At 60.8% G+C, this 24,339-nt stretch carries 23 protein-coding genes; 13 read left to right on the top strand and 10 right to left on the bottom strand.

From position 1 onward, the window contains the following. Positions 1-218: 218 nt before the first annotated feature. Together dut and coaBC are read right to left on the bottom strand one after the other, a co-directional pair. Positions 219-674 carry a dUTP diphosphatase gene (gene dut, locus C4J86_RS25980; protein ID WP_124372284.1) on the bottom strand — a complete coding sequence of 152 codons (456 nt, stop codon included), beginning with the start codon at positions 672-674 and terminating at the stop codon, positions 219-221. A gap of 5 nt (positions 675-679) precedes the next feature. Next, on the bottom strand, positions 680-1,888 hold the full coding sequence (coaBC, locus tag C4J86_RS25975; protein WP_124372283.1) for a bifunctional phosphopantothenoylcysteine decarboxylase/phosphopantothenate--cysteine ligase CoaBC: 1,209 nt from the start codon (positions 1,886-1,888) through the stop codon (positions 680-682). Positions 1,889-2,042: 154 nt separating this feature from the next. Between coaBC and radC the strand changes: the two genes are divergently transcribed. Then, entirely contained in the window at positions 2,043-2,717 is a 675-nt protein-coding gene (radC, locus tag C4J86_RS25970; RefSeq protein ID WP_124372282.1) for a DNA repair protein RadC, read from the top strand. A gap of 48 nt (positions 2,718-2,765) precedes the next feature. Here the strand turns inward: radC and C4J86_RS25965 are convergent, their stop codons facing one another. Next, positions 2,766-4,361, bottom strand: coding sequence for an ABC transporter substrate-binding protein (locus tag C4J86_RS25965; protein WP_124372281.1), 1,596 nt, complete (start codon positions 4,359-4,361; stop codon positions 2,766-2,768). A 458-nt stretch (positions 4,362-4,819) separates the two neighbouring features. On the opposite strand from C4J86_RS25965, the gene rpmB reads away from it, so the two are divergent. Together rpmB and rpmG are read left to right on the top strand one after the other, a co-directional pair. After that, positions 4,820-5,053, top strand: coding sequence for a 50S ribosomal protein L28 (gene rpmB, locus C4J86_RS25960; protein WP_003176907.1), 234 nt, complete (start codon positions 4,820-4,822; stop codon positions 5,051-5,053). Between the two features lie 11 nt (positions 5,054-5,064). After that, on the top strand, positions 5,065-5,220 hold the full coding sequence (gene rpmG / locus C4J86_RS25955; RefSeq protein WP_003176906.1) for a 50S ribosomal protein L33: 156 nt from the start codon (positions 5,065-5,067) through the stop codon (positions 5,218-5,220). Positions 5,221-5,347: 127 nt separating this feature from the next. Here the strand turns inward: rpmG and C4J86_RS25950 are convergent, their stop codons facing one another. Continuing rightward, positions 5,348-5,710, bottom strand: coding sequence for a cupin domain-containing protein (locus C4J86_RS25950; RefSeq protein WP_124372280.1), 363 nt, complete (start codon positions 5,708-5,710; stop codon positions 5,348-5,350). Positions 5,711-5,942: 232 nt separating this feature from the next. Here C4J86_RS25950 and C4J86_RS25945 point away from each other — a divergent pair, with 232 nt between their 5' ends. After that, positions 5,943-7,436, top strand: a complete 1,494-nt coding sequence (locus tag C4J86_RS25945; RefSeq protein WP_124372279.1) for an aldehyde dehydrogenase — start codon at positions 5,943-5,945, stop codon at positions 7,434-7,436. 98 nt (positions 7,437-7,534) lie between these two features. On the opposite strand, the gene C4J86_RS25935 is transcribed toward C4J86_RS25945, so the two are convergent. Together C4J86_RS25935 and C4J86_RS25930 are read right to left on the bottom strand one after the other, a co-directional pair. Then, a complete protein-coding gene (locus tag C4J86_RS25935) occupies positions 7,535-9,103 on the bottom strand; it encodes a phospholipase D family protein (RefSeq protein ID WP_124372278.1) in 1,569 nt (522 codons plus the stop codon). A 62-nt stretch (positions 9,104-9,165) separates the two neighbouring features. Next, entirely contained in the window at positions 9,166-10,590 is a 1,425-nt protein-coding gene (locus C4J86_RS25930) for a PLP-dependent aminotransferase family protein (protein WP_124372277.1), read from the bottom strand. Positions 10,591-10,755: 165 nt separating this feature from the next. On the opposite strand from C4J86_RS25930, the gene C4J86_RS25925 reads away from it, so the two are divergent. Further along, entirely contained in the window at positions 10,756-10,980 is a 225-nt protein-coding gene (locus C4J86_RS25925) for a DUF1127 domain-containing protein (RefSeq protein ID WP_124368811.1), read from the top strand. Here the strand turns inward: C4J86_RS25925 and C4J86_RS25920 are convergent, their stop codons facing one another. Continuing rightward, a complete protein-coding gene (locus C4J86_RS25920) occupies positions 10,981-12,273 on the bottom strand; it encodes an FAD-binding oxidoreductase (RefSeq protein ID WP_124372276.1) in 1,293 nt (430 codons plus the stop codon). 114 nt (positions 12,274-12,387) lie between these two features. Here C4J86_RS25920 and C4J86_RS25915 point away from each other — a divergent pair, with 114 nt between their 5' ends. After that, positions 12,388-12,741 carry a YkgJ family cysteine cluster protein gene (locus C4J86_RS25915; RefSeq protein WP_124372275.1) on the top strand — a complete coding sequence of 118 codons (354 nt, stop codon included), beginning with the start codon at positions 12,388-12,390 and terminating at the stop codon, positions 12,739-12,741. 64 nt (positions 12,742-12,805) lie between these two features. Here the strand turns inward: C4J86_RS25915 and C4J86_RS25910 are convergent, their stop codons facing one another. Next, positions 12,806-13,294 carry an Lrp/AsnC ligand binding domain-containing protein gene (locus C4J86_RS25910; protein WP_003176896.1) on the bottom strand — a complete coding sequence of 163 codons (489 nt, stop codon included), beginning with the start codon at positions 13,292-13,294 and terminating at the stop codon, positions 12,806-12,808. A 156-nt stretch (positions 13,295-13,450) separates the two neighbouring features. Here C4J86_RS25910 and dadA point away from each other — a divergent pair, with 156 nt between their 5' ends. The 6 genes from dadA (at position 13,451) to C4J86_RS25880 (ending at position 19,545) form a co-directional block, all read left to right on the top strand. Beyond that, a complete protein-coding gene (gene dadA / locus C4J86_RS25905; protein WP_124372274.1) occupies positions 13,451-14,752 on the top strand; it encodes a D-amino acid dehydrogenase in 1,302 nt (433 codons plus the stop codon). Then, entirely contained in the window at positions 14,724-15,077 is a 354-nt protein-coding gene (locus tag C4J86_RS25900) for a RidA family protein (protein ID WP_124364960.1), read from the top strand. The genes dadA and C4J86_RS25900 overlap by 29 nt, the downstream gene beginning before the upstream one ends. A gap of 76 nt (positions 15,078-15,153) precedes the next feature. Continuing rightward, a complete protein-coding gene (gene alr, locus C4J86_RS25895) occupies positions 15,154-16,227 on the top strand; it encodes an alanine racemase (RefSeq protein ID WP_124372273.1) in 1,074 nt (357 codons plus the stop codon). Between the two features lie 116 nt (positions 16,228-16,343). Then, on the top strand, positions 16,344-16,892 hold the full coding sequence (locus tag C4J86_RS25890; RefSeq protein WP_003176893.1) for a cupin domain-containing protein: 549 nt from the start codon (positions 16,344-16,346) through the stop codon (positions 16,890-16,892). A 181-nt stretch (positions 16,893-17,073) separates the two neighbouring features. Then, positions 17,074-17,484 carry a cytochrome c5 family protein gene (locus C4J86_RS25885; protein ID WP_124372487.1) on the top strand — a complete coding sequence of 137 codons (411 nt, stop codon included), beginning with the start codon at positions 17,074-17,076 and terminating at the stop codon, positions 17,482-17,484. 138 nt (positions 17,485-17,622) lie between these two features. Further along, positions 17,623-19,545 (top strand): acetyl-CoA hydrolase/transferase C-terminal domain-containing protein, encoded by a 1,923-nt coding sequence (locus C4J86_RS25880; protein WP_124372272.1) that lies wholly within the window; start codon positions 17,623-17,625, stop codon positions 19,543-19,545. A gap of 126 nt (positions 19,546-19,671) precedes the next feature. On the opposite strand, the gene C4J86_RS25875 is transcribed toward C4J86_RS25880, so the two are convergent. Together C4J86_RS25875 and rep are read right to left on the bottom strand one after the other, a co-directional pair. Next, a complete protein-coding gene (locus C4J86_RS25875) occupies positions 19,672-20,241 on the bottom strand; it encodes a xanthine phosphoribosyltransferase (protein ID WP_003176890.1) in 570 nt (189 codons plus the stop codon). A 58-nt stretch (positions 20,242-20,299) separates the two neighbouring features. After that, entirely contained in the window at positions 20,300-22,309 is a 2,010-nt protein-coding gene (gene rep, locus C4J86_RS25870) for a DNA helicase Rep (protein ID WP_124364957.1), read from the bottom strand. 265 nt (positions 22,310-22,574) lie between these two features. Between rep and C4J86_RS25865 the strand changes: the two genes are divergently transcribed. Then, the gene (locus C4J86_RS25865) at positions 22,575-24,239 is read left to right on the top strand and encodes a bifunctional diguanylate cyclase/phosphodiesterase (protein WP_124372271.1); all 1,665 of its coding nucleotides are present in this window, start codon (positions 22,575-22,577) and stop codon (positions 24,237-24,239) included. Positions 24,240-24,339: the final 100 nt, after the last annotated feature.

Below are 24,339 nucleotides of genomic sequence, written 5' to 3'. Positions count from 1 at the left end.
GGCTGGCCGGCAGGCTCAAACTGAAGGGTATGACGGCGTTTTCGGCAGAGAGTTCGTGGTGTAAAAGTGCCATCGGCGCTTCGGCGGCGTGCTTATTTGTACGTAATCCTTTGATTTTATTGTAGAAAAATCGCTGATGCCGTGTGCGTATTCTTCATCCTGAAAAGCCGGGCGGTGGCGTCTGGCCGGACAATCGCATCCGGCCAGGTTCAGCTTAGTCAGTGGCTGCCGGAATGCCCGAAACCGCCGGCGCCACGCTGGGTTTCGTCGAATTCCTGCACCAGTTCGAAATGTGCCTGTACCACCGGCACCAGCACCAGTTGGGCAATACGCTCGCCGACAGCAATGTTGAACGCGGTCTGGCCGCGGTTCCAGCACGACACCATCAACTCGCCCTGGTAGTCGGAGTCGATCAGGCCCACCAGATTGCCCAGCACGATGCCGTGTTTGTGGCCCAGGCCGGAGCGCGGCAGGATCAGGGCTGCCAGGCCCGGGTCGCCGACGTAGATCGACAGGCCGGTGGGGATCAGAAGGGTCTGGCCCGGATCGAGGACAGTGTCTTGCTTGAGCATGGCGCGCAGGTCCAGGCCAGCGGAGCCTGGGGTAGCGTAGGCCGGCAGTGGAAATTCGCTACCGATGCGGGGGTCGAGGATCTTGGCTTGCAAAGCGTGCATGGATATTAAACCTGGTTCAGCCGTTGGGCGATAAAAGAGATCAGTTGGCGGGCAATCTTGCCCTTGCTGGTCTGGGCGAAAACGGTGGCGTGCAACTCGCGGTCGATCACGCTGATGGCATTTTCCTCGCTGTTGAAGCCGATGCTCGGGTTGGCGACATCATTGGCAACGATCAGATCGAGGTTTTTGTCTTTCAATTTGCGTGCGGCGTAGTCCAGTAAATGTTCGGTCTCGGCGGCAAAACCGACGCTGAACGGACGATCCGAACGGGTGGCGATGGTGGCCAGGATGTCCGGGTTGCGCACCATTTGCAGGAGCAGGCCATCACCGCTTGTAGGGTCTTTCTTGAGCTTTTGCGGCGCAACGACTTCCGGTCGGTAGTCTGCAACCGCTGCCGAGGCGATGAACAGGTCGCACGGAATGGCAGCCTCACAGGCCGCCAGCATGTCCCGGGCGCTGACTACGTCGATTCGCGTCACCCGATCAGGCGTCGGCAGATGCACCGGGCCGGTGATCAGGGTGACACGTGCGCCTGCCTCAACCGCAGCTTCAGCCAGGGCAAAGCCCATTTTTCCTGAGCTATGGTTGGTGATGTAGCGCACTGGGTCGATGTTTTCCTGGGTCGGGCCAGCGGTGATCAGTACATGTTTGCCGGTCAGGGCCAGGTGCTGGAAGCACTCGGCAGCGCACAGCGCCAGGTCGGTGGCCTCGAGCATGCGGCCCATGCCGACGTCGCCGCAGGCCTGGCTGCCGGACGCCGGGCCGAAGACCTTGAGGCCACGGCTTTGCAAAAGCTGGGTGTTGGCCTGGGTGGCCGGGTCGCGCCACATGGCCTGGTTCATCGCCGGGGCGATGGCGACGGTGGCGTCGGTGGCCAGTACCAGGGTGGTCAGCAGGTCATCGGCGATGCCCTGGGCCAGGCGCGCGATCAGGTCGGCGGTGGCCGGCGCGATCAGTACAAGGTCGGCCCATTTGGCCAGTTCGATATGGCCCATGGCGGCTTCGGCCGCCGGGTCCAGCAGGTCCAGGTGAACCGGGTGGCCGGACAAGGCCTGCATGGTCAGCGGGGTGATGAACTCACTGCCACCACGGGTCATGACCACGCGCACTTCGGCGCCTTGGTCCAGGAGCCTGCGAACCAGCTCTGCGCTCTTGTAGGCGGCAATGCCGCCGCCGACGCCGAGAACGATGCGTTTCCGATACAGACGCTGCATTGGTTTGCCTTTCCAGTTCAGTGAAGCCAGTTCAGTGACGCCTGCGATGACCCCTCCCCAGGTGAAATCGCATGCAAAAAAGAGGGCCTACGATAACACAGCGTCCGTCTGGCAACAGCGGCGCATGCGGCGTACATCATGGAGAGGAGGTGGGATGAGTATTCGCGATTGGCCTGCTGCCGAGCGGCCGCGAGAGAAGCTTTTGGAGTGGGGCGCGGCCAGTCTGTCCGATGCCGAATTGCTGGCGATCTTCCTGCGCACCGGAGTGTCTGGCAGGAGTGCGGTGGACCTGGCGCGCCATTTATTGGCGCAATTCGGTGGCCTGCGCCCGCTGCTGGAAGCCAGCCAGGCGTTGTTCAATCAGCAGTTGGGCCTGGGGCCGGCGAAGTTTGCCCAGTTGCAGGCGGTGCTGGAAATGTCCCGGCGCCATATGGCCGAGCGCCTGCGCAACGATTCGGTGCTGGAGAGTCCGCTGGCCGTGCGCGAATACCTCAAGGCGCTGCTGCGTCATGAAACTCACGAGGTGTTTGGCTGCCTGTTTCTCGACTCCAAACATCGGGTGCTGGGTTTCGAAGCGCTGTCCCAGGGCACTATCGATACCGCTGTGGTCTATCCCCGGCAAGTGGTCATGCGCGCGCTGGCGTACAACGCGGCGGCATTGATCCTGTGCCACAACCATCCTTCGGGAAGCGCGGATCCAAGCGCCGCTGATCGAAAGTTGACCAAAATTCTCCAGAAGGCCCTGGAAATGGTGGACGTGCGGGTGCTGGATCACATCATCGTGGGTGATGGTGATCCATTGTCGATGGCGGAATATGGATGGATGTAGAGGGGCAGCTGCAAGCCACAAATCGGCTTGCAGCTTGCAGCTTGCAGCTTAAGGCTTGACGCTGACTTTGGAATAATCCTGGCGACCAAACGGACTCACCTGGTAGCCGTCGACATTTTTGCGTGTCAGGGCAAACGCCATGGGGTGCGCCAAGGGCAGCCACAGGGCCTGCTGCTGGATCTGCGCCTGCGCCTGCTGGTAAAGCTTGCTGCGCACGCCTTGTTCGCTGGTGGTCTTGCCAGCGCTGATCAGCTTGTCCAGCGCAGGGTCGCAGTAGCGGGCGAAGTTGGTGCCGGACTTGACTGCCGCGCAGGAAAATTGCGGGGTGAGGAAGTTATCCGGGTCGCCATTGTCACCGGCCCAGCCCATGAAGAGCAGGTCATGCTCGCCGGCTTTGGCGCGGCGAATCAACTCGCCCCATTCGATCACACGGATGTCGGCCTGGATGCCGACCTTGGCCAGGTCGGCCTGCAACAGTTGAGCGCCAAGATTTGGGTTGGGGTTCAACAGGCTGCCGGTCGGGCGGGTCCAGATAGTGGTCTTGAAGCCATCCTTGAGGCCGGCGCGGTTGAGCAGCGCCTTGGCTTTGGCCAGGTCCTGTGGGTAACCCGACAGCTCTTTGGCGTAGCTCCAGGTATTGGGTGGGTAAACACCGTTGGCCGCTTCGGCGGTGCCTTCGAATACGGCCTTGAGGTAGCTGCCTTTGTCGAAGGCCAGGTTGATCGCCTGGCGTACTTCGGGCTTGTCCAGCGGCGGATGCTGGCTGTTGATGGCGACGAACGCGGTCATGAAGGCTGCGGTTTTTTCCACCTTCAGGGCCGGGTCTTTTTCGGCCTCGCCCACATCCAGGGGTTTGGGCGACAGGGCGATCTGGCATTCATCGCGATGCAGTTTCTGCAGGCGCACATTGGCATCCGGCGTGATCGCGAAGATCAGGTTGTCCACCGTCGGTTTGCCGGCGAAGTAGTCCGGGTTGGCCTTGTAGCGCACCACCGCATCCTTCTGGAATCGCACAAAAACGAAGGGCCCGGTACCAATGGGCTGGCTGTTGAGTTTTTCCGGGGTGCCGGCCTTGAGCAGTTTTTCGGCATATTCGGCCGGGTAGATCGAGGCAAAGCCCATGCTCAATGCGGCAAGAAACGTGGAATCGGCGTGATCGAGGGTGAAGCGCACGGTCAGCGGGTCGAGTGCGTCGATCTTCTTGATCAGCGTGGGCAATTGCAGGGATTGCGCGTGAGGAAAGCCGCTCTGGGCGATCTTGTGCCACGGGTTGGCTGGGTCGAGCATGCGTTCGAAGCTGAAGCGCACATCTTCGGCGGTCAGGGTACGGCTCGGGGTGAAATACTCGGTGCGATGGAATTTCACGTTCGGGTGCAGCTTGAAGGTGTACGTCAGGCCGTCTGGCGAGACGTCCCAACTGTCCGCCAGACTCGGCACCAGTTTTGCGCCGGTTGCGTCGTAGTCCACCAGACGGTTCATCAGCACATCCGCCGAGGCGTTGGTGGTGGTCAACGAGTTGTACTGCACCACGTCGAACCCTTCGGGGCTGGCCTCGGTGCAAACGCTCAGATTGGTGGCGGCAACGGCCATCGTCGGCGCGATCAAGAGGGGGGCTAGCAATAGCGGTAGGGCAGCGAGGCGCATATTAGGTTTCCTGTGCAAATCGAAGGCCCATCTGCAAGTGCAGTCTGGAAAAGGCCTACCGTAGTGGCCTGTTGGTTAAATGACTAGCCTATTTTTGCCTGTGCTTTTGGCTCAAATGCTGTTTTGATGGCGCCTCAGCGCGTTTCACCTTGCAGGTCCGAGTACTTGCGGGCGCTGAAAATCATTCTGTGCGACGAGCGGTCGGCTGTTGTAGCGGCCCCTCCTGGCAACGGTTCAGGCGCCAATAGCCGAGATTTACCCAGGTAAAAACACACTCGCTGTTGTTGCACCTGGGTCTTTCTGGTATAAAGCAGCGCTCTTTTCTAGGGGCCCGGTTCCTTCGCTTGTAGGTGTAGCCGGTAAGACCCTAAAGAAACGCGGCGCCTGGCGCCAAATGACTGAGAGATTAAGCGGCCAACCCATGCCGGGTTGGGCATGTGGTTTTAGAGGGCTGAGGCATGTCGAGAGTCTGTCAAGTTACCGGTAAGGGTCCGGTGACTGGGAATAACATTTCCCACGCAAATAACAAAACCCGTCGTCGTTTCCTGCCGAACCTGCAGCATCACCGCTTCTGGGTTGAAGAAGAGAAACGTTTTGTTCGCCTGCGTGTATCTGCCAAAGGCATGCGTATCATCGACAAGCGTGGCATCACTGTCGTGCTGGCCGAAATCCGCGCCGCCGGCAAGATCTAAGGAGCTCTATCATGCGTGAATTGATTCGAATGATCTCTAGCGCCGGTACTGGTCACTTCTACACTACCGACAAGAACAAGCGTACTACCCCGGACAAGCTCGAAAAGAAAATGTTCGACCCGCGCGTTCGCAAGCACGTGATCTACAAAGAAGGCAAAATCAAGTAATTGATTTCCTTCCTTGTGAAAAAAAGCCCGTATCTCACGATACGGGCTTTTTTTTGCCTGCGATGATCGTTCCCACGCTCTGCGTGGTAACGCCGCCTCGGACGCTCCGCGTCCCGCTGTTCACTGATCAGGCTTTCTGTTCGAACACCACATAGATCTTGCGGCACGCTTGCAGTACTTCCCAGGTGCCGCTGAAGCCGGCCGGGATCACGAAGCGGTCGCCGGCGCGCAAGGTTTTGGCATTTCCCTCGGCATCGCGCAGTACGGACACCCCCTGCACGATCTCGCAGTATTCATGTTCGGTGTAATTGACTGTCCACTGCCCGACTTCGCCTTCCCAGACGCCTGCGTTCATTTGTCCGCATGGGCTGTTGTAGTGGTTGTAGATCGTCTGTTCGGGATCGCCCTTGAGGATTTTTTCGGCGGCAGGGCGATAGCGTTCGGGGGCGGTGTTGGCTTGGCTGAAATCAACGATGTCCTGGATGCTCATGGGCTTATCCCGTCGGGCCTGCGGTTGGAAAGCTCAAAGTCTATGTTTATTAAAATGAACATCGCAAGGGCGTTTTCCGCCGTTATGTCAAATATATTGAAACTTCCCCAGTCGCTGGTTTAGGGTGGCAAGTGCCTTGAGCCGAACAGCAGGCTGGCCAGGCAAGAATTCGTGGAGGCGCCGGGATCAAATCTCCCAGGCCCTTGTATCCAAATAAGAGGAGGACACTTGCATGACCACCCTGACCCGTGCCGACTGGGAACAACGCGCCAAGGACCTGAAGATCGAAGGCCGCGCCTACATCAATGGCGAATACACCGCCGCCGCTTCCGGTGACACCTTCGAGTGCATCAGCCCGGTCGATGGCCGTTTGCTCGCCACCGTAGCCAGCTGTGACGCCGCCGACGCCCAGCGCGCCGTGGAAAATGCCCGTGCCACCTTCAATTCCGGTGTCTGGTCGCGCCTGGCGCCGGCCAAGCGCAAGTCCGTCATGATCCGTTTCGCTGCGCTGCTCAAGGCCAATGCCGAAGAGCTGGCCCTGCTTGAAACCCTGGACATGGGCAAGCCGATCAGCGACTCCCTGAACATCGACGTACCCGGCGCGGCGCAGGCGCTGAGCTGGAGCGGCGAGGCCATCGACAAGATCTACGATGAAGTGGCGGCCACTCCCCATGACCAACTGGGTCTGGTGACCCGTGAGCCCGTGGGCGTGGTCGGTGCGATCGTGCCGTGGAACTTCCCGCTGATGATGGCCTGCTGGAAACTCGGCCCGGCGCTGTCGACCGGTAACTCGGTCATCCTCAAGCCGTCCGAAAAGTCTCCGCTGACCGCCATCCGCATCGCTGCCCTGGCCGTTGAAGCCGGCATTCCAAAAGGCGTGTTCAACGTGCTGCCAGGCTACGGCCACACCGTGGGTAACGCGCTGGCGGTGCACATGGACGTGGATACCCTGGTGTTTACCGGTTCCACCAAAATCGCCAAGCAGCTGTTGATCCGTTCCGGCGAATCGAACATGAAGCGCGTGTGGCTGGAAGCCGGCGGCAAGAGCCCGAACATCGTGTTTGCCGATGCGCCGAACCTGCAAACCGCCGCCGAGTCCGCCGCCAGTGCCATTGCTTTCAACCAGGGCGAAGTCTGCACCGCCGGTTCGCGCCTGCTGGTGGAACGTTCGATCAAGGACACTTTCCTGCCGCTGGTGATCGAGGCGCTCAAGGTGTGGAAGCCAGGTAACCCACTGGACCCTGCCACCAACGTGGGCGCGCTGGTGGACACCCAGCAGATGAACAACGTGCTGTCGTACATCGAATCGGGCCATGCCGATGGCGCCAAGCTGGTCGCCGGTGGCAAGCGCACCCTGGAAGAAACCGGTGGCACTTACGTCGAGCCGACCATTTTCGACGGCGTGACCAACGCCATGAAGATTGCCCAGGAAGAGATCTTCGGCCCGGTCCTGTCGGTGATCACGTTCGACAGCGCCGAAGAAGCCATCGCCATCGCCAACGACACCCAATATGGCCTGGCCGCAGCGGTGTGGACGGCGGATATCTCCAAGGCCCATCTGACCGCCAAGGCTCTGCGTGCGGGCAGTGTGTGGGTCAACCAGTACGATGGCGGCGACATGACCGCACCGTTCGGTGGCTTCAAACAGTCGGGTAACGGTCGCGATAAATCGCTACATGCGTTCGACAAATACACCGAGCTGAAGGCGACCTGGATCAAGCTCTAACAAATGTGGGAGGGGGCTTGCTCCCGATAGCTTAGTGTCAGTCGCTGCATCTGGTGACTGATACACCGCAATCGGGAGCAAGCCCCCTCCCACACGTTTTAGAGCATGCGCTCCAGGCCGACGCTGGTGGCGAACCAGGCATTGAACCGGCGCCACCAACTGCCCTGTTCCCGGGTCAGGGTGTGCAGCTGGCCGTTATCTTCGGTCACCCACACGATCTGCCCGTCCTGCAGCTTCGCCTCGTAGCTCAACGCCGGCGCCATACCTTGCAGCGCCAGGTTACGCACATGCTCCGCCAGTTCCGGGCTGTCCACCAGCACGCCGACTTCGGTGTTCCATAGCACTGAGCGTGGATCGAAATTGAACGAGCCGATAAACGACTTCTCCCGATCGAAAATCATCGCCTTGCTGTGCAGGCTGGAGTCGGAACCGCGCAAGCTGCCTCGACGAAACAGGTGCGGACCGCTGCTTGCGCTGGGGTCGCCCGGTTGTCGACGCAGTTCATAGAGTTTCACGCCATGCTCCAGCAGCGCCTTGCGATAGGGTGCGTAGCCGCCGTGCACCGCCGGTACATCAGTGGCTTCGAGGGAATTGGTCAGCAGACTCACCGACACGCCCGCGTCGGCGCGGCCGGTCAGGTACACCAGCCCAGGCGGGCCCGGAACGAAGTACGCCGAAATCATGATCAGCTCACGGCTGACGCCTGCCAACTGCGGCGCCAGTTGCGTGGTGAGCAGCAATTGCGGGTCCGGGTCGGCCTTGGCCAGCACCTTGCTCGGCGCATCCCACAGCGCCTGGTTCCAGGCCCAGATCAACTCGCGACGCCAGATATCCATGCGTGGCTGGGTCTGGTAGGTGCGCAGGCGGTTATACAAGGCGTGGTTCTGTTGGCGCGATTGGGCCAGTGACGTCTCCAGGCGTCCGCGTGCGACAGCCAGGTCGACCTTGGAGGGCATGGTTGCGACAAACTCATCGATAGGTTTGCTCAGCGCGCTGTTCCAGTACTGATCGAAACTGTGGCCCAGTTGCTCAGCCACCGGCCCGACGCTGAGCATGTCGATATCGGTGAAATTCAGGTTGGGTTCGGCGTCGAAATATTCATCCCCCAGGTTGCGCCCGCCCACGATCGCGACGCTGTTGTCTGCCAGCCAGAGTTTGTTATGCATGCGCCGGTGTTGCAGCGACAGGTTGAACAGGCGCCCCATGGCGCGCGTCACGCCCGTGCTGCGGCCCAGATGCAGCGGGTTGAACAGGCGAATTTCGATCTTGGGATGGGCGGCAAGGGTCGCGATGATCTGGTCGAGCCCGTCGCTGGTGGTGTCATCCAGCAGGATGCGCACACGCACGCCGCGGTCGGCGGCCTTGAGCAGTTCATCCACCAGCATGCGCGTGCTGATGCCGTCATGCACGATGTAGTACTGCAGGTCGAGGCTGGTCTGGGCGTTGCGGATCAACTCGGCGCGGGCCATGAAGGCTTCGCTGCTGTTGGGCAGCAAACGAAAGCCCGAACGGCCCTGATACGGCGCCGCCTGGGCCTGGATCGAGCGGCCGAAGGAAGACTGTGCCGCGGGCAGGGCATCACTGGGCACACGCGGTGTGGGGGCCGTCGCGCAGCCAGCCAGTGCCAGCGCTCCCAACAGGAAAAGCGATAAAAGCCGTTGAGTCATCAAGGAAGCGCCATCCAGGTCAGGGCGGTTGTCGGCATATGACGGCAATTGCTCGGAAAAGGTCAGTCCGCCGATTCGGCCAGCAGGGTGCGCGCAGCGGCGCCGACCTTGCGCACGGCCTCTTCAATCTGTGGGGTCGGTTTGGCAGCGTAGTTCATGCGCAGGCAATTACGGTACTTGCCGGATGCAGAAAAAATGCTGCCTACCGCCACCTGTACGCCCTGTTCCACCAGCACGCGGTTGAGCTTCAGGGTATCGAAGCCCTCCGGCAATTCTATCCACAGCATGAAACTACCCTGAGGCCGGCTGGCGCGCGTGCCGACGGGGAAGTAGCGGCTGACCCAGTCGAGCATCAGGTCGCGATTGCGCTGGTATTGCGTACGCATCCTGCGCAAATGAGGCTCGAAATGCCCGCCTTTGAGAAATTCGGCTATCGCAATCTGCGGCTGCGTGGCGGTAGAGCCCGTGCTGATGTATTTCATGTGCAGCACCCGTTCCAGGTAGCGCCCCGGCGCGACCCAGCCAATGCGCAGCCCAGGCGCCAGGGTTTTGGAAAACGAGCTGCACAACAGCACCCGGCCGTCCTCGTCGAAGGATTTGATCGTGCGCGGGCGCGGGTAGCTGTAGGCCAGTTCGCCATACACATCGTCTTCGATGATCGCCACGTCAAAGCGCTGGGCCAGGGTCAGCAGTGCGCGCTTGCGCGCCTCCGGCATGATGTAGCCCAAGGGGTTGTTGCAGTTGGGGGTGAGCTGGATGATTTTGATCGGCCACTGTTCCAGCGCCAGTTCCAGGGCTTCAAGGCTGATGCCGGTGATCGGGTCGGTGGGGATTTCCAAGGCTTTCATGCCCAGGCCCTTGAGGGTCTGCATGGCGCCGTGAAAACTCGGTGAATCCACCGCAACGATATCGCCGGGCGCACAAATGGCGCGGATGCTGGTGGAAAGGGCCTCGTGGCAGCCTGTGGTAATGACGATGTCTTCGGCAGTCAGTTGGCAACCGGAATCCAATGACAGTCGCGCAATCTGCTCGCGCAATTCCATACAGCCAAGGATGTTGTCGTAATACAGTCCCGGCAGATCCTGGCGGCGACTGACGCGGGCCAGGCTGCGAAGCAATGGCTTGATAGTCGGCGACAATACATCCGGCATGCCACGGCCCAACTGTATGACGTCCTTGCGCGGCACGGCACGGATCAACTCCAGCACCTGGTCCCACTGGGAAATTTCCACCGGCCTCTGGGCGGGGCGACCTACCTCGGGCAGCGCCGGCAGTTCACGGCCCACCGGTACAAAATAGCCGGACTTGGGCTTGGGCATCGCCAGGCCGTTGTCCTCCAGCAATCGATAGGCTTGCTGCACGGTGCTCAGACTGACCCCATGCTCCACGCTCAAGGCCCGCACGGAGGGCAGTCGGTCGCCGGGGCGGTAGAAGCCTTGTTCGATGCGGGTACCCAGCAATTCAGCGAGGTTGACGTACAGGGTCACGGCGGTCACTCCCAGGAGACCAATACAGATAGGAGGAAAATACAGGATTCAGCCGTTCATAGCAGCATCTGTATGGATTTAATAAAGGTAGGTTGAATCTGTATTGGTTTTGCCCGTGCGCTCATTCTAGTCACTCAAGGCAGCAAGCTAACGAGGGACGGGAACATGAACGGCATGAGCGATGTACGGCTGGCATTACATGGCCAGGAACTGGAAGCAGCGCAGGAGCGGACGTTGTCTATGCCTGCCGACAATCGCTGGAGCCTGTTCTGGCGCCGCCGTCATACCCGCAAGGCGTTGCTGACGCTGACCCGCGAGCAGTTGCGCGACGTGGGCCTGACGGCAGAACAGGCGCGCCATGAAGGCTTGAAACCGTTCTGGCGCGATTGATCAGGCCAGTTCCTTGAGGCGGTGCCAGAGCATCCCCAGGGCCAGCAGCGGCGAGCGCAGGTATTTGCCGCCAGGGAAAGTCATGTGCGGCACCTGGGCGAACAGGTCGAAGCGCCCTTGCTGCTGGCCGCTGATGGCTTCGGCCAGCAACCTGCCCGCCAGGTGTGTGGCGTTGAGGCCATGGCCGGCATAGGCCTGGGCGTAATACACATTGGGTTGATCCGCCAGGCGTCCGATCTGCGGCAACCGGTTGGCGCCGATGCCGATCATGCCGCCCCATTGGTAGTCGATCTTCACATCGGCCAATTCCGGGAATACCTGCAGCATCTTTGGCCGCATGTAGGCGCCGATGTCTTTCGGGTCGCGCCCGGAATAGTGGCAGGCGCCGCCGAACAACAGGCGGCGGTCGGCGGACAGGCGGAAATAGTCCACCGTTACCCGCTGGTCACACACCGCCATGTTTTGCGGCAACAGGCGGGCGGCTTGCGCTTCACTCAAGGGCTCGGAGGCGATGATGTAGCTGCCTGCGGGCAATATCTTGCCGCTCAAGTGTGGGTTGAGGTCGTTGAGGTAGGCGTTACAGGCCAGCACCAGAGTGTTGGCCTGTACCTGGCCCTGGGCGGTGTGCACCTTGACCTGCGAGCCGTAGTCGATGCGCGTCACTTGCGACTGCTCGAATACCTTCACGCCCAGCTGCTGCGCCGCGCCGGCTTCACCCAGGGCGAGGTTCAGCGGATGCAAATGTCCGGAGCCCATGTCGATCATTCCGCCCACATAGCGGTCGGAGCCAATCACGCTGGCCATTTCGCTGGCTTGCAGCAGGCGCACTGGATGGCGATAACCCAGGCTGCGCAGCTCTTCGGCGTCTGCGGCGAGGCCCTGCAGGTCGCGGGGTTTGTTGGCCAGGTCGCAGTAGCCCCAAGTCAGGTCGCAGGGGATCTGGAAGCGTTCGACACGCTCGCGCACGATCTCCACCGCTTCCAGGCCCATCAGTTTCATCTGGCGCACGCCGTCGGTGCCGATCACATTGGCGAACTGGTCAAGGCCATGGCCGACGCCGCGAATCAGTTGCCCGCCGTTACGCCCGCTGGCGCCCCAGCCGATTTTGCGCGCTTCCAGCAGCACCACGCTGAAGCCGCGCTCGGCCAGTTCCAGGGCGGTATTGAGCCCGGAATACCCCCCGCCAATCACGCAGACATCGGCGCGCACCTCGCCCGTCAACGCCGGGTAATCGGGGTGCGGCACGCTGCTGGCGGCGTAGTAGGACGCGGTGTGCCGGGCGCTGGCGGTCATGGGGGCCTCCCTGTTTGGAAAATTTGACGCAGGATACAACGGTCCGACGGAGCTGTCTGTGCGGGCGGTTTTACGGCAGAATCCAGGCCTGTTCGCGGTGGGGTGTGGGTGTCGATGAGTTGCAACAGTCAGAAAGTCAGCGCCTTGCGCCGACAGATTCCTTCGTTCGAGTGTGTCCCTGGCTGCCACGACTGCTGTGGGCCGGTCACCACCTCGCCCGAGGAAATGTCGCGCCTGCCACGCAAGACGACCGCCGAGCAGGAAGCTGCGATGGATGAGCTGAACTGTGTGCACCTGGGGCCGAACGGTTGCACGGTTTACGACGAGCGCCCGTTGATATGCAGGCTGTTTGGCACCACCAAGACCCTGCCATGCCCCAACGGTCGGCGACCGGTGGAGCTGATTCATCCACGGGTGGAAAAGCAGATCCATGAGTACATGGCGAGTACTCGACAGGTACTGGTATAGCAGGTGTACTCGGTCAATGTGGGAGGGGCAAGCACCCTCCCACATTTGATTGAGTTGCGTCAGGTTAATCCGGAATCGGCAGGTTCAGGCTTTCCTTCACTTCTTCCATCACGATATAGCTCTTGGATTCGCGCACATGGGGCAACTTGAGCAGGATATCGCCGAGTAATTTGCGGTACGAAGCCATTTCGGAAATCCGCGCTTTCACCAGATAGTCAAAGTCTCCGGACACCAGGTGACACTCCAGCACATGGGGCAGTTTGAGCACGGCGCGGCGAAACTCTTCGAACGTATCGCCGGACTTGTAATCCAGGCTGATCTCGACAAATACCAGCAAACTCCCCTTCAAATGCTGCGGATTGAGCCGCGCGTTGTAGCCCATGATGATCCCCTCGCGCTCCAGCCGGCGTACCCGCTCGGTGCACGGCGTCGTCGACAGCCCAACCTTCTCGCCCAGTTCCGTGAACGAAATGCGCCCATCGGTTTGCAGGATGCGCAGGATATTGCGGTCGATCTTGTCCAGCTCCCGCTTGGTCTGGGTGTTGGTACGCATAGGGGATACGCCTCTGTTAAAACGGTTTGTGCCGAGAATTGTCGCCAAATATAGGCATTTATATAGTGAAATGCACTGGCGATTGTTTTTTACACTGCGTCCATCATTGCTCGAATAACACACGTCAGCGGCTCAGCCCGTGGTGAGGAAATTAAAATGCGCGTTCTGGTCTTGGGTAGCGGCGTCATTGGGGTCACCAGCGCCTATTATTTGGCGCGGGCCGGCTTTGAAGTCGTCGTGGTCGACCGCCAACCCGCTGCCGCCATGGAAACCAGTTTCGCCAACGCCGGCCAGGTATCCCCAGGCTATGCGTCGCCATGGGCCGCGCCGGGCGTGCCGCTCAAGGCGATCAAGTGGCTGCTGCAGCGCCATGCGCCGCTGGCAATCAAGGCCACTGCCGATATCGACCAATACCTGTGGATGGCACAGATGCTGCGCAACTGCACCGCCAGCCGGTATGCGGTGAACAAGGAGCGCATGGTCCGCCTCTCTGAGTACAGCCGCGACTGCCTTGACGAATTGCGCGCTGAAACCGGGATTGCCTACGAAGGGCGCAGCCTGGGGACCACCCAAGTGTTCCGTACCCAGGCCCAGCTCGATGGTGCGGCCAAGGACATCGCCGTGTTGCAGGAGTCCGGCGTGCCCTTCGAGTTGCTTGACCGTGCCGGCATCGCTCGGGTCGAGCCAGCCCTTGCCAGCGTCACCGATATTCTCGCCGGTGCCCTGCGCCTGCCCAACGACCAGACCGGCGACTGCCAGATGTTCACCACGCGCCTGGCGCAGATGTGCGAGCAGTTGGGCGTTGAGTTTCGTTTCGAACAGGACATCCAGCGCCTCGATCATGCAGGCGACCGCATCAATGGCGTGTGGATCGATGGCAAGTTGGAAACCGCCGACCGCTACGTGCTGGCCCTCGGCAGTTATTCGCCGAAGCTGCTCAAGCCGCTGGGGATCAAGGCGCCCGTGTATCCCCTCAAGGGCTATTCGCTGACCGTGCCGATCACCAACCCGGCAATGGCGCCTACCTCGACGATCCTCGACGAAACCTACAAAGTCGCGATCACCCGTTTCGACAACCGCATTCGCGTCGGCGGCATGGCTGAGATAGCCGGTTTTGACCTGTCGCTCAACCCGCGCCGGCGTGAAACCCTGGAGATGATCATCAACGACCTTTATCCTCAGGGCGGCGATTTGGCCCAAGCCAGTTTCTGGACCGGCCTGCGCCCGACCACACCCGATGGCACACCGATTGTCGGCGGCACTCCATTCAAGAACCTGTTCCTGAATACCGGCCACGGCACCCTCGGCTGGACCATGGCATGCGGCTCCGGTCGTTTGCTGGCTGACCTGATGGCGAAGAAAACCCCGCAGATCAGCGCCGAAGGCCTCGCTATTTCCCGTTACGGCAACCACCAGGAGTCTGCAAGACATGTCAATCCAGCGCCAGCTCACCAATGAGCGCATGAGCCAAATCGTTGTTCACAGCGGCACCGTGTACCTGGCAGGCCAGGTCGGCGACGACATGAATGCCGGCATCGAGCAGCAGACCCGTGAAACCCTAGCCAACATCGAGCGTCTGCTGGACCTGGCCGGCACCGACAAGACCCGGTTGCTGTCGGTAACCATCTATTTGAAGGACATCGATGCCGACTTCGCCGGTATGAACGCGGTGTGGGACACGTGGCTGCCCAAAGGCGCCGCGCCCGCTCGCGCTACGGTTGAAGCCAAACTGTGTGAGCCGAACATTCTGGTAGAGCTGTCCGTCGTGGCTGCGCTGCCTTAACCTGAATCCCTCTCCCGGCGCCGACGTTGTTGGTCGGCACCGGTTTTTTTACTCTGCCGCCTAGAAGCCTGCCGCCATGCGTCCTGCCCGTGCCCTGATCGACCTTCAAGCCCTGCGCCACAACTACCAACTGGCCCGCGAAGTCAGCGGGGCCAAGGCCCTCGCCGTGATCAAGGCAGATGCCTACGGGCATGGCGCGGTGCCCGTGGCCCAGGCGCTGGAGGCCGAGGCTGACGGGTTCGCGGTGGCGTGCATCGAAGAAGCCCTGGAACTACGCGCCGCCGGGATACGTGCGCCGGTGCTGCTGCTGGAAGGTTTTTTCGAAGCCGACGAGCTGCCGCTGATCGTCGAGCAAAACCTGTGGTGCGTGGTGCATTCGCTATGGCAACTCGAGGCTATCGAGCAGGCCACGCTGAGCCAACCGTTGACCCTCTGGCTCAAGCTGGACTCGGGCATGCACCGTGTCGGCCTGCATCCGAAGGATTTCCAGGAGGCGTATAAGCGCCTGCTGGCCAGCGGCAACGTCGCAAAGATCGTGTTGATGAGCCACTTCGCCCGCGCCGATGAGCTCGATTGTGTGAGCAGCAACGAACAAGTGGGGGTATTCGACGCGGCCCGCCAAGGGCTGGCGGCGGAGGTGAGCCTGCGCAATTCACCGTCCGTCCTGGGGTGGCCGAGTGTGCCCAGCGACTGGGTGCGCCCAGGCATCATGCTCTACGGCGCCACGCCCTTTGGTGACGACCAGGCCATCGCTGCACGTTTGCAGCCGGTGATGACCCTGGAGTCCAAAATCATTTGCGTACGCGAACTGCCAGCCGGTGAGCCGGTAGGCTACGGCGCCAGGTTCGTCACGCCCAAGCCGATGCGTATCGGCGTGGTTGCCATGGGCTATGCCGATGGCTACCCGCGCCACGCGCCTACGGGCACGCCGGTGCTGGTCGCCGGCCAGCGTAGCCAGTTGCTGGGCCGGGTGTCCATGGACATGCTCTGCGTCGACCTGACGGATGTACCCCAGGCGGGCCTGGGTTCCACGGTGGAATTGTGGGGCAAGCACATCCTCGCCAGCGAAGTCGCGACCGCTGCTGAAACCATCCCTTACCAGATCTTCTGCAACCTGCGCCGGGTGCCAAGGCTCTATTGCGGCGCTTGATCGCCCGGTACGAATACAGCTGTCCGGGATTTAGGCCCAAGTGTTGTAAATACTGAACGCTGTCGCCATGATAACGCTCAATTACAACAAAGCCTGAATCCTAGGAGGCTCCTGCATTGGACGTCGGCGAACGACTGCAATCCATCCGTAAACTCAAAGGTCTTTCCCAGCGCGAGCTTGCCAAGCGCGCGGGCGTCACCAACAGCACCATTTCGATGATCGAGAAAAACAGCGTCAGCCCCTCGATCAGTTCCCTGCGCAAGGTCCTTGGCGGCATTCCCATGTCCATGGTCGAGTTCTTTTCCGAAGAGATCCTCCAGGAAATACCGACGCAGATCGTCTATAAAGCCAATGAGCTGATCGACATCTCTGACGGTGCCGTCACCATGAAGCTGGTAGGCCGAGCGCACCCGAGCCGGGCCATCGCGTTTCTCAACGAAATCTACCCGCCGGGCGCCGACACGGGCGAAGAAATGCTCACCCACGAAGGCGAAGAAACCGGGATTCTGGTGGAAGGGCGCTTGGAACTGGTGGTCGGCCTTGAAACTTTTGTGCTCGAAGCAGGCGATAGCTACTACTTTGAAAGCACCAAGCCCCATCGTTTTCGCAATCCGTTCGACGTGCCAGCGCGACTAATCAGCGCAGCCACACCCGCGAACTTTTAAAACAGAGGCGTCCTGCCAGCGTTGCAGGGGTTCGCGCAGCTGTACACCGTGAGGCCGAATCTCCCTTTATTTAATAGGGTTGTTTCGGTCGGGCGGGCTAACCGCTATACTTTCGCCGCCTGTGAAACCGTGGCCGCAGGCGTGAATAGCCACCATTGAGGGTGAACGCGTGAACCTAATTATGAAAATGCTGGCTGCACCAGCAACCGTACTGGCCCTATGGGCTGTCAGCGCTCAAGCTGCGACCAACGATGACATCGCCAAGCGCCTGGAGCCTGTGGGCCAGGTGTGTGTCCAGGGCCAGGAATGCAAGGGCATGGAGGTCGTGGTCACGGCAGGCGGCGGTGGGGCGAGAACCCCGGACGAGATCATCGCCAAGCACTGCAATGCTTGCCACGGCACCGGCTTGTTGGGAGCGCCGAAAGTTGGCGATACCGCCGCGTGGAAAGAGCGCGCCGATCACCAGGGCGGCCTTGATGGCATCCTCGCCAAGGCGATCACGGGCATCAATGCCATGCCGCCCAAGGGCACTTGCGCGGATTGCTCGGATGATGATCTGAAGGGTGCGATCAAGAAGATGTCCGGGCTCTAACCCGCCGATCTTCGCCAAAAAGGCCGCTTACGAGCGGCCTTTTTGTGCCCGCGATTTGCGTTTCGTGGCTGTTCATTGCAGCAAAGACCCGGCAAGCTCGGTCCAACCCCAATTCATGGAATGTTCGGGAGCAGTCGGATGGTGCAGTTGTGTTCAATCGAGCAAGCAGTTGACGACGTACTGGCGCGCTTGCCGGCGCATATCCACATGGGCATGCCCCTGGGTTTGGGCAAACCCAACCTCTTCGCCAATGCGCTCTACCGGCGTATCGCCAAGCTGCCCGAGCGCGCGCTGACGATCTACACCGCATTGAGTCTGGGCCGGCCGACGATAGGCGACGGGTTGCAGAAGCGCTTTCTCGAACCTTTTATCGAGCGAGTATTTGGCGATTACCCCGAGCTGGATTTTCTCGCTGACCTGCACGCAGACAGCCTGCCGAAGAATATTCGTGTGCAGCAGTTCTTCATGCAGCCCGGCAGCCTGCTCCACAGCGCTGCGGCGCAGCAGGACTACGTCAGCAGCAACTACAGCCATGCCGCGCGGGACATCAACGCCGCTGGCCTGAACCTGGTGGCGCAACTGGTTGCCAGCAGCGCCGAGCACCCCGACCGCCTGAGCCTGAGCTGCAACCCGGATATCACCCTTGACCTGCTGCCGATGATCGCCAAGCGGCGCGCAGCGGGTGAGACGATCCTGATCGTCGGCCAGGTCCATAGCGACTTGCCCTACATGCCCGGCGATGCCGAGTTGGGCATGGACGCCTTCGATTACCTGCTCGATGAGAAAGACAGCACCACGCTGTTCTCCACGCCAAACATGCCGGTGGGCTTCCAGGACCACTTTATCGGCCTGCATGCCAGCACGCTGGTGCGTGATGGCGGCACCTTGCAGATCGGTATCGGCTCCATGGGCGACGCGCTGACCGCCGCATTACTGGCGCGCCAGGCCGATAATGAAGCCTATCGATTGTTGCTGACCGACCTGGATGTGTATCAATGGGCGCCCTTGATCAGCCGTGAGGGCGGCGTTGAGCCATTCGCCCGTGGCCTTTACGGTTGCAGCGAAATGTTCGTCAACGGCTTGCTGGTGCTGGCCGATGCCGGAATCATCCGGCGCAAGGTGTACCCGGATGTGGCAACCCAGGAGCAGGCCAACGCCGGGCTGCTCGACGATGCGGCGCAGCCCGATGGCATCTCGATCCATGGCGGTTTCTTCCTCGGCCCGCGCAGTTTCTACCAGCGCTTGCAGGAGATGAGCCACGCCAGGCGGCTGGCATTCAACATGACCCGCATCAGCTATATCAACGAGCTGTACGGCCAGGAAGAGCTCAAGCGTTTACAGCGCCAGGACGCACGGTTTATCAACAGCGCGATCATGGTCACCTTGCTCGGCGCCGGTGTGGCCGACCAATTGGAAGATGGCCGCGTGCTCAGCGGCGTGGGCGGGCAGTACAACTTCGTTGCCCAGGGCCACGCGCTGGAAGGCGCGCGCTCGGTCCTGATCCTGCGCAGCTGGCGCGAGTCGGCCGGGGAGGTCAGTTCGAATATCGTCTGGGAGTACGGCCATTGCACCATTCCCCGGCACCTGCGGGATATCGTCATTACCGAGTACGGGATTGCCGATTTGCGCGGTCAGACGGATGCCCAGGTGATCGAGGCGTTGCTCAATGTCACTGACTCGCGCTTCCAGGAAGGCTTGATCGAACAGGCGCAAAAAGCCGGCAAACTGCCCAAGGATTTCAAGCTGGACCCGCGTTTTGCCGACAACACACCGCAGCGGCTCCAGGCGATTCAGGCCAAGCATCGACGGCTGTTCCCGGAATACCCGTTGGGCAGCGATTTCACCGATGAAGAGCGGGACCTGTTGCGTGCTCTGAATTGGCTCAAGAGCAAATTCAAGCTCACGGAGATGCTGGAACTGGGCAAGGCGGCGCTGGATGCACCGGAGCCGGAAGCGTTTCCCGAACATTTGAAGCGTATGCGCTTGGATCAGCCGGAGGGGTTCAAGGAGGACCTGTACCAGCGCCTGCTACTCGCCGGCCTTCAGGCCACCGCGCACTAAAAGCCAACATCAGACAAAATGTGGGAGGGGGCTTGCCCCCGATAGCGGTGTATCAGTCACCAAAAAGGTTGGCTGACCCACTGCCATCGGGAGCAAGCCCCCTCCCACATTTTGAGCTGTGTTGAATCAGATAAAGGTCACAACCCCACCCGCCAGCGACTTCACCCGCGCCAGCGATTCAACCCGATAACCCTGGGCATCCAGCTCCGCACGGCCACCCTGGAACGACTTCTCGATCACGATGCCCAGCCCGGCGACGGTCGCGCCGGCCTGCTTGATGATCGAAATCAGCGCCTGGGAGGCTTTGCCATTGGCCAGGAAGTCATCAATAACCAGCACGCGGTCGCTGCTGGTCAGGTGGCGTGGGGAAATTGCCACGGTGCTTTCGGTTTTCTTGGTGAAGGAATACACCGTCGCCGACAGCAGGTTTTCGGTCAGTGTCAGGGACTGCTGCTTGCGTGCGAAGATCACTGGCACGCCGAGGTTCAGGCCGGTCATGATCGCCGGAGCGATGCCTGAGGCTTCGATGGTGACGATCTTGGTGATGCCGGAGTCCTTGAACAGCGCGGCGAATTCGTCGCCGATCAGTTTCATCAGCGCCGGATCGATCTGGTGGTTCAGAAAGGCATCAACCTTGAGTACCTGATCGGAAAGCACGATGCCTTCTTCGCGAATTTTCTTGTGCAGTGCTTCCACGGAAAGCTTCCTCTGTTAGCGCAACAGGCGCCGAAAGTAGATTAAAAAGTAGTCGATTCTAGCGCTTTAACATCGCGCGTATATCAGCCAAGGCGCTGTTGCCGCGAACGGCCTTCACCTCGGTCGGGGTGTCGTCGTTGCCTTCCCAGGCCAGGTCATCCGGCGGCAGCTCATCGAGGAAGCGGCTGGGGGCACAATCGATGATTTCGCCGTATTGCTTACGCTTGGCAGCGAAGGTGAAGGCCAGTGTCTGACGCGCACGGGTAATGCCCACGTAGGCCAGGCGCCGTTCTTCCTCGATGGTGTCGGCTTCGATGCTGGAGCGATGCGGGAGGATTTCCTCTTCCATGCCCATGATGAACACGTAGGGGAATTCCAGACCCTTGGATGCATGCAACGTCATCATCTGCACACCTTCGGCGCCGTCTTCCTCTTCCTGCTGGCGCTCGAGCATGTCGCGCAGCACCAGCTTGCCGATGGCGTCCTCAACGGTCATTTCACCGTCTTCGTCTTTTTCCAGGGTGTTCTTCAGGGCCTCGATCAGGAACCAGACGTTGCCCATGCGGTAGTCCGCGGCTTTGTCGCTGGAACTGTTGGTGCGCAGCCAGTTTTCGTAGTCGATGTCCATGACCATGCTGCGCAGGGCGCTGATCGGGTCTTCACCGGCGCACTGCTCGCGTACCTTGTCCATGAAGCGCTTGAAGCGCGACAGGCGGTCGGTGAAGCGCGTGTCCAGGTGTTCGCCCAGGCCGATTTCGTCGGTGGCGGCGTACATCGAGATCTTGCGTTCAGTGGCGTAGTTGCCAAGTTTTTCCAAGGTCGTCGAACCGATTTCCCGACGTGGGACGTTGATCACGCGCAGGAAGGCGTTGTCGTCATCCGGGTTCACGATCAGGCGGAAGTAGGCCATCAGGTCTTTCACTTCCTGGCGCCCGAAAAAGCTGTTGCCGCCCGACAGGCGATACGGTACCTGGTGGTGCTGCAGTTTCAGCTCGATCAGCTTGGCCTGGTAGTTACCGCGATACAGGATCGCAAAGTCGCTGTAAGGCCGGTCGGTGCGCAGGTGCAGGCTGAGGATTTCCACGGCCACGCGCTCGGCTTCGGCGTCTTCGTTGCGGCAGCGGATCACGCGGATTTCGTCGCCATGGCCCATCTCGCTCCACAGCTGTTTTTCAAACTCGTGGGGGTTGTTCGAGATCAGCACGTTGGCGCAGCGCAGGATACGGCTGGTGGAGCGGTAGTTCTGCTCCAGCATCACCACTTTCAAAGACGGGTAATCATCCTTGAGCAGCATCAGGTTTTCCGGGCGCGCACCGCGCCAGGCGTAGATCGACTGGTCGTCGTCGCCCACCACGGTGAACTGGTTGCGTGTACCGATCAGCAGTTTCACCAGCAAGTATTGGCTGGCGTTGGTGTCCTGGTATTCGTCCACCAGCAGGTAGCGCACCTTATTCTGCCACTTTTCCAGGATGTCCTTGTGTTCCTGGAACAGTTTGACCGGCAGCAGGATCAGGTCGTCGAAGTCCACCGCATTGAACGCCTTGAGCGTGCGCTGATAGTGGGTGTAGACGATGGCGGCGGTCTGTTCCTTGGGGTTGCGTGCGGCTTCCAGGGCTTCGGCGGGCAGGACCAGGTCGTTTTTCCAGGCGCCGATCATGTTCTTGATCTCGTCGACGCCGTCGTCGCCCGCGTATTCCTTCTGCATGATATCGGTCATCAGGGCTTTGACGTCGGCCTCGTCGAAGATCGAAAAGCCCGGCTTGTAGCCCAGCCGCGCATGTTCCTTGCGGATGATGTTCAGCCCGAGGTTGTGGAAGGTACACACGGTGAGGCCACGGCCTTCGCCACCCTTGAGCAGGGTGCCGACGCGCTCTTTCATTTCCCGCGCTGCCTTGTTGGTAAAGGTCATGGCGACGATGTACTGGGCGCGGATGCCGCAGTTCTGGATCAGGTGCGCGATCTTGCGGGTGATCACGCTGGTCTTGCCGGAGCCAGCACCGGCGAGCACCAATAGAGGGCCGCCGACGTAGTTCACGGCTTCTTGCTGCCGGGGATTGAGTCGGGACATACAGAGTTCGGGGAGTCGTCGTTCAAAAGGGCGGGCATTTTAACAGGCTGGCAAGTTTCTGCTGCCCTGGATCGACGGTGTGACGTACCACTCGATCTAAATTTGCCGGTTTTGCTACTTTGCCGCAGGATGTGCGGGGTATTGCGACTATTTTTCACAGTCGGCGTGTTTGATAGCACCTATCATTTGTCAGGCATTGGTCATTGTCAGACCGCACGTCATAATGCCACCGCCAACGAATTCTTGCAGAGTCTAGGGAGCTAGCTTGTCTACGCCTGTCGAACCCTTGCGTTTGCTGCTGCTGGCCGATGAGCCTGAGTGGGCAGCGTTGTTGCGCGAGTGCCTGGCGCCGATGGGCGACGGGGCTGTGCTGATCAGCGCGCCCAACTGGGACTCGGTGAGTCGTCTGTTCGACGACGACCACGGTGCGGTGCTCTTGACCACGCCCCCTCTGCAACCCGGCCCGGGCCGGTGCAGCTTGCCGTGTGTATTGTTGCTGGAACAGGAACCATTGGTTCCGCCGCTCGGTGTCAGCGATTGGCTGGTCCATTCCGTGCTGGACGCCGATACGTTGCGCCGCTGCCTGCGCCATGTGCGCGAGCGTGGCGTGCTGGAGAACACGTTGCAGCGCCTGGCCGAACAGGACCCGCTCACCGGTATCGCCAACCGCCAGGGTTTCCAGACCTTGCTGGCGGCGCGGTTGGCGGATAACGAAGGTCGCGGCCTGGCCCTCGGTCACCTGGACCTGGACAATTTCCGTCACGCCAACGATGCCCTCGGTCATCAGGCCGGCGACCGCTTGATCCTGCAGGTGGTATCGCGACTCAAGAGCCAGCTTGAAGCCGGTGACCAATTGGCGCGCCTGGGCAGCGATGAGTTCGCGCTGCTGATCGACACCCGCCGTGCGCCCCAGCGCGCCGAGTGGATGGCCGAGCGCATCACCGAAGTCATGGCCGAGCCTTACTGGGTGGACGGTGAAAGCCTGCTGATCGGCTGCAGCCTGGGTGTGGCGCATGCCCGCGCCCGCGCCGGGGCCGACCCGTTGATGTGGCACGCCCATATCGCCATGCAGCAGGCCAAAAGCACCCAGGGCTGTACCTTTCATATCTTCAACGAACGCATCAACCGCAACGCGCGCAGCCTGGCCGACCTGGAAAGCGAATTGCGCCGTGCGCTGCGCCGCGATGAGCTGGAGCTGCACTACCAGCCGCGCCTGGACCTGGACGATGGGCATATTGTGGGCCTGGAAGCCTTGGTGCGTTGGCGCCATGGCGAGCGTGGCCTGTTGCCACCGAGCGAGTTCGTGCCCCTGGCCGAGCAGAGCGGCCTGATCGTGCCGTTGGGGTATTGGGTAATTTCCCGCGCCCTGCGCGACATGCAGGACCTGCGCGAACGCGGCCTGCCGGCGTTGCACATGGCGGTCAACCTGTCGTTTCGCCAGTTTCAGGACAGCCAACTGCTCTCGACACTCAGTCGTCTGATTGCCGAACGTGGCGTGGAAGCGCAATGGCTGGAGTTCGAGTTGACCGAAACCGCCGTGATGCGTCGCAGCGACCTGGTCAAACAGACCATGGACGCCCTCGGTCGCCTCGGCGTGCGGTTTTCCCTGGATGACTTCGGCACCGGTTTCTCATCGTTCGTGCACCTCAACAGCTTGCCGATTGCCTTGTTGAAGATCGACAAGAGCTTCGTCGGCGGCATGGAAGAGCGCGAAGAGAATCGCAAACTGGTGCACGCCATGATCAACCTGGCCCACAACCTCAACCTGGAAGTGGTGGCCGAAGGCGTGGAGACCGCTGAGCAGCTTGCGCTTTTGAGGCTGTTTGGTTGCGATCAAGCCCAGGGCTACTTGATCAGTAAACCGCTGCCATTGGCCGAGCTGGTGGAGTACCTGACGTTTGGCAAGGGCCAGCAGGCGTTGTTGGGCTGAATATTCAGCCTTGTAAACCCAATCCAAAATGTGGGAGGGGGCTTGCCCCCGATAGCGGTGTATCAGTCAACACATCCGGTGACTGACAAACCGCCATCGG

Origin of the sequence: Pseudomonas sp. R2-7-07 (genome assembly GCF_003852355.1) — a bacterium.
Lineage (GTDB): Bacteria > Pseudomonadota > Gammaproteobacteria > Pseudomonadales > Pseudomonadaceae > Aquipseudomonas.
Note: the sequence above shows the minus strand (reverse complement) of the source record. Positions and strands in the feature narration are given on the sequence as shown.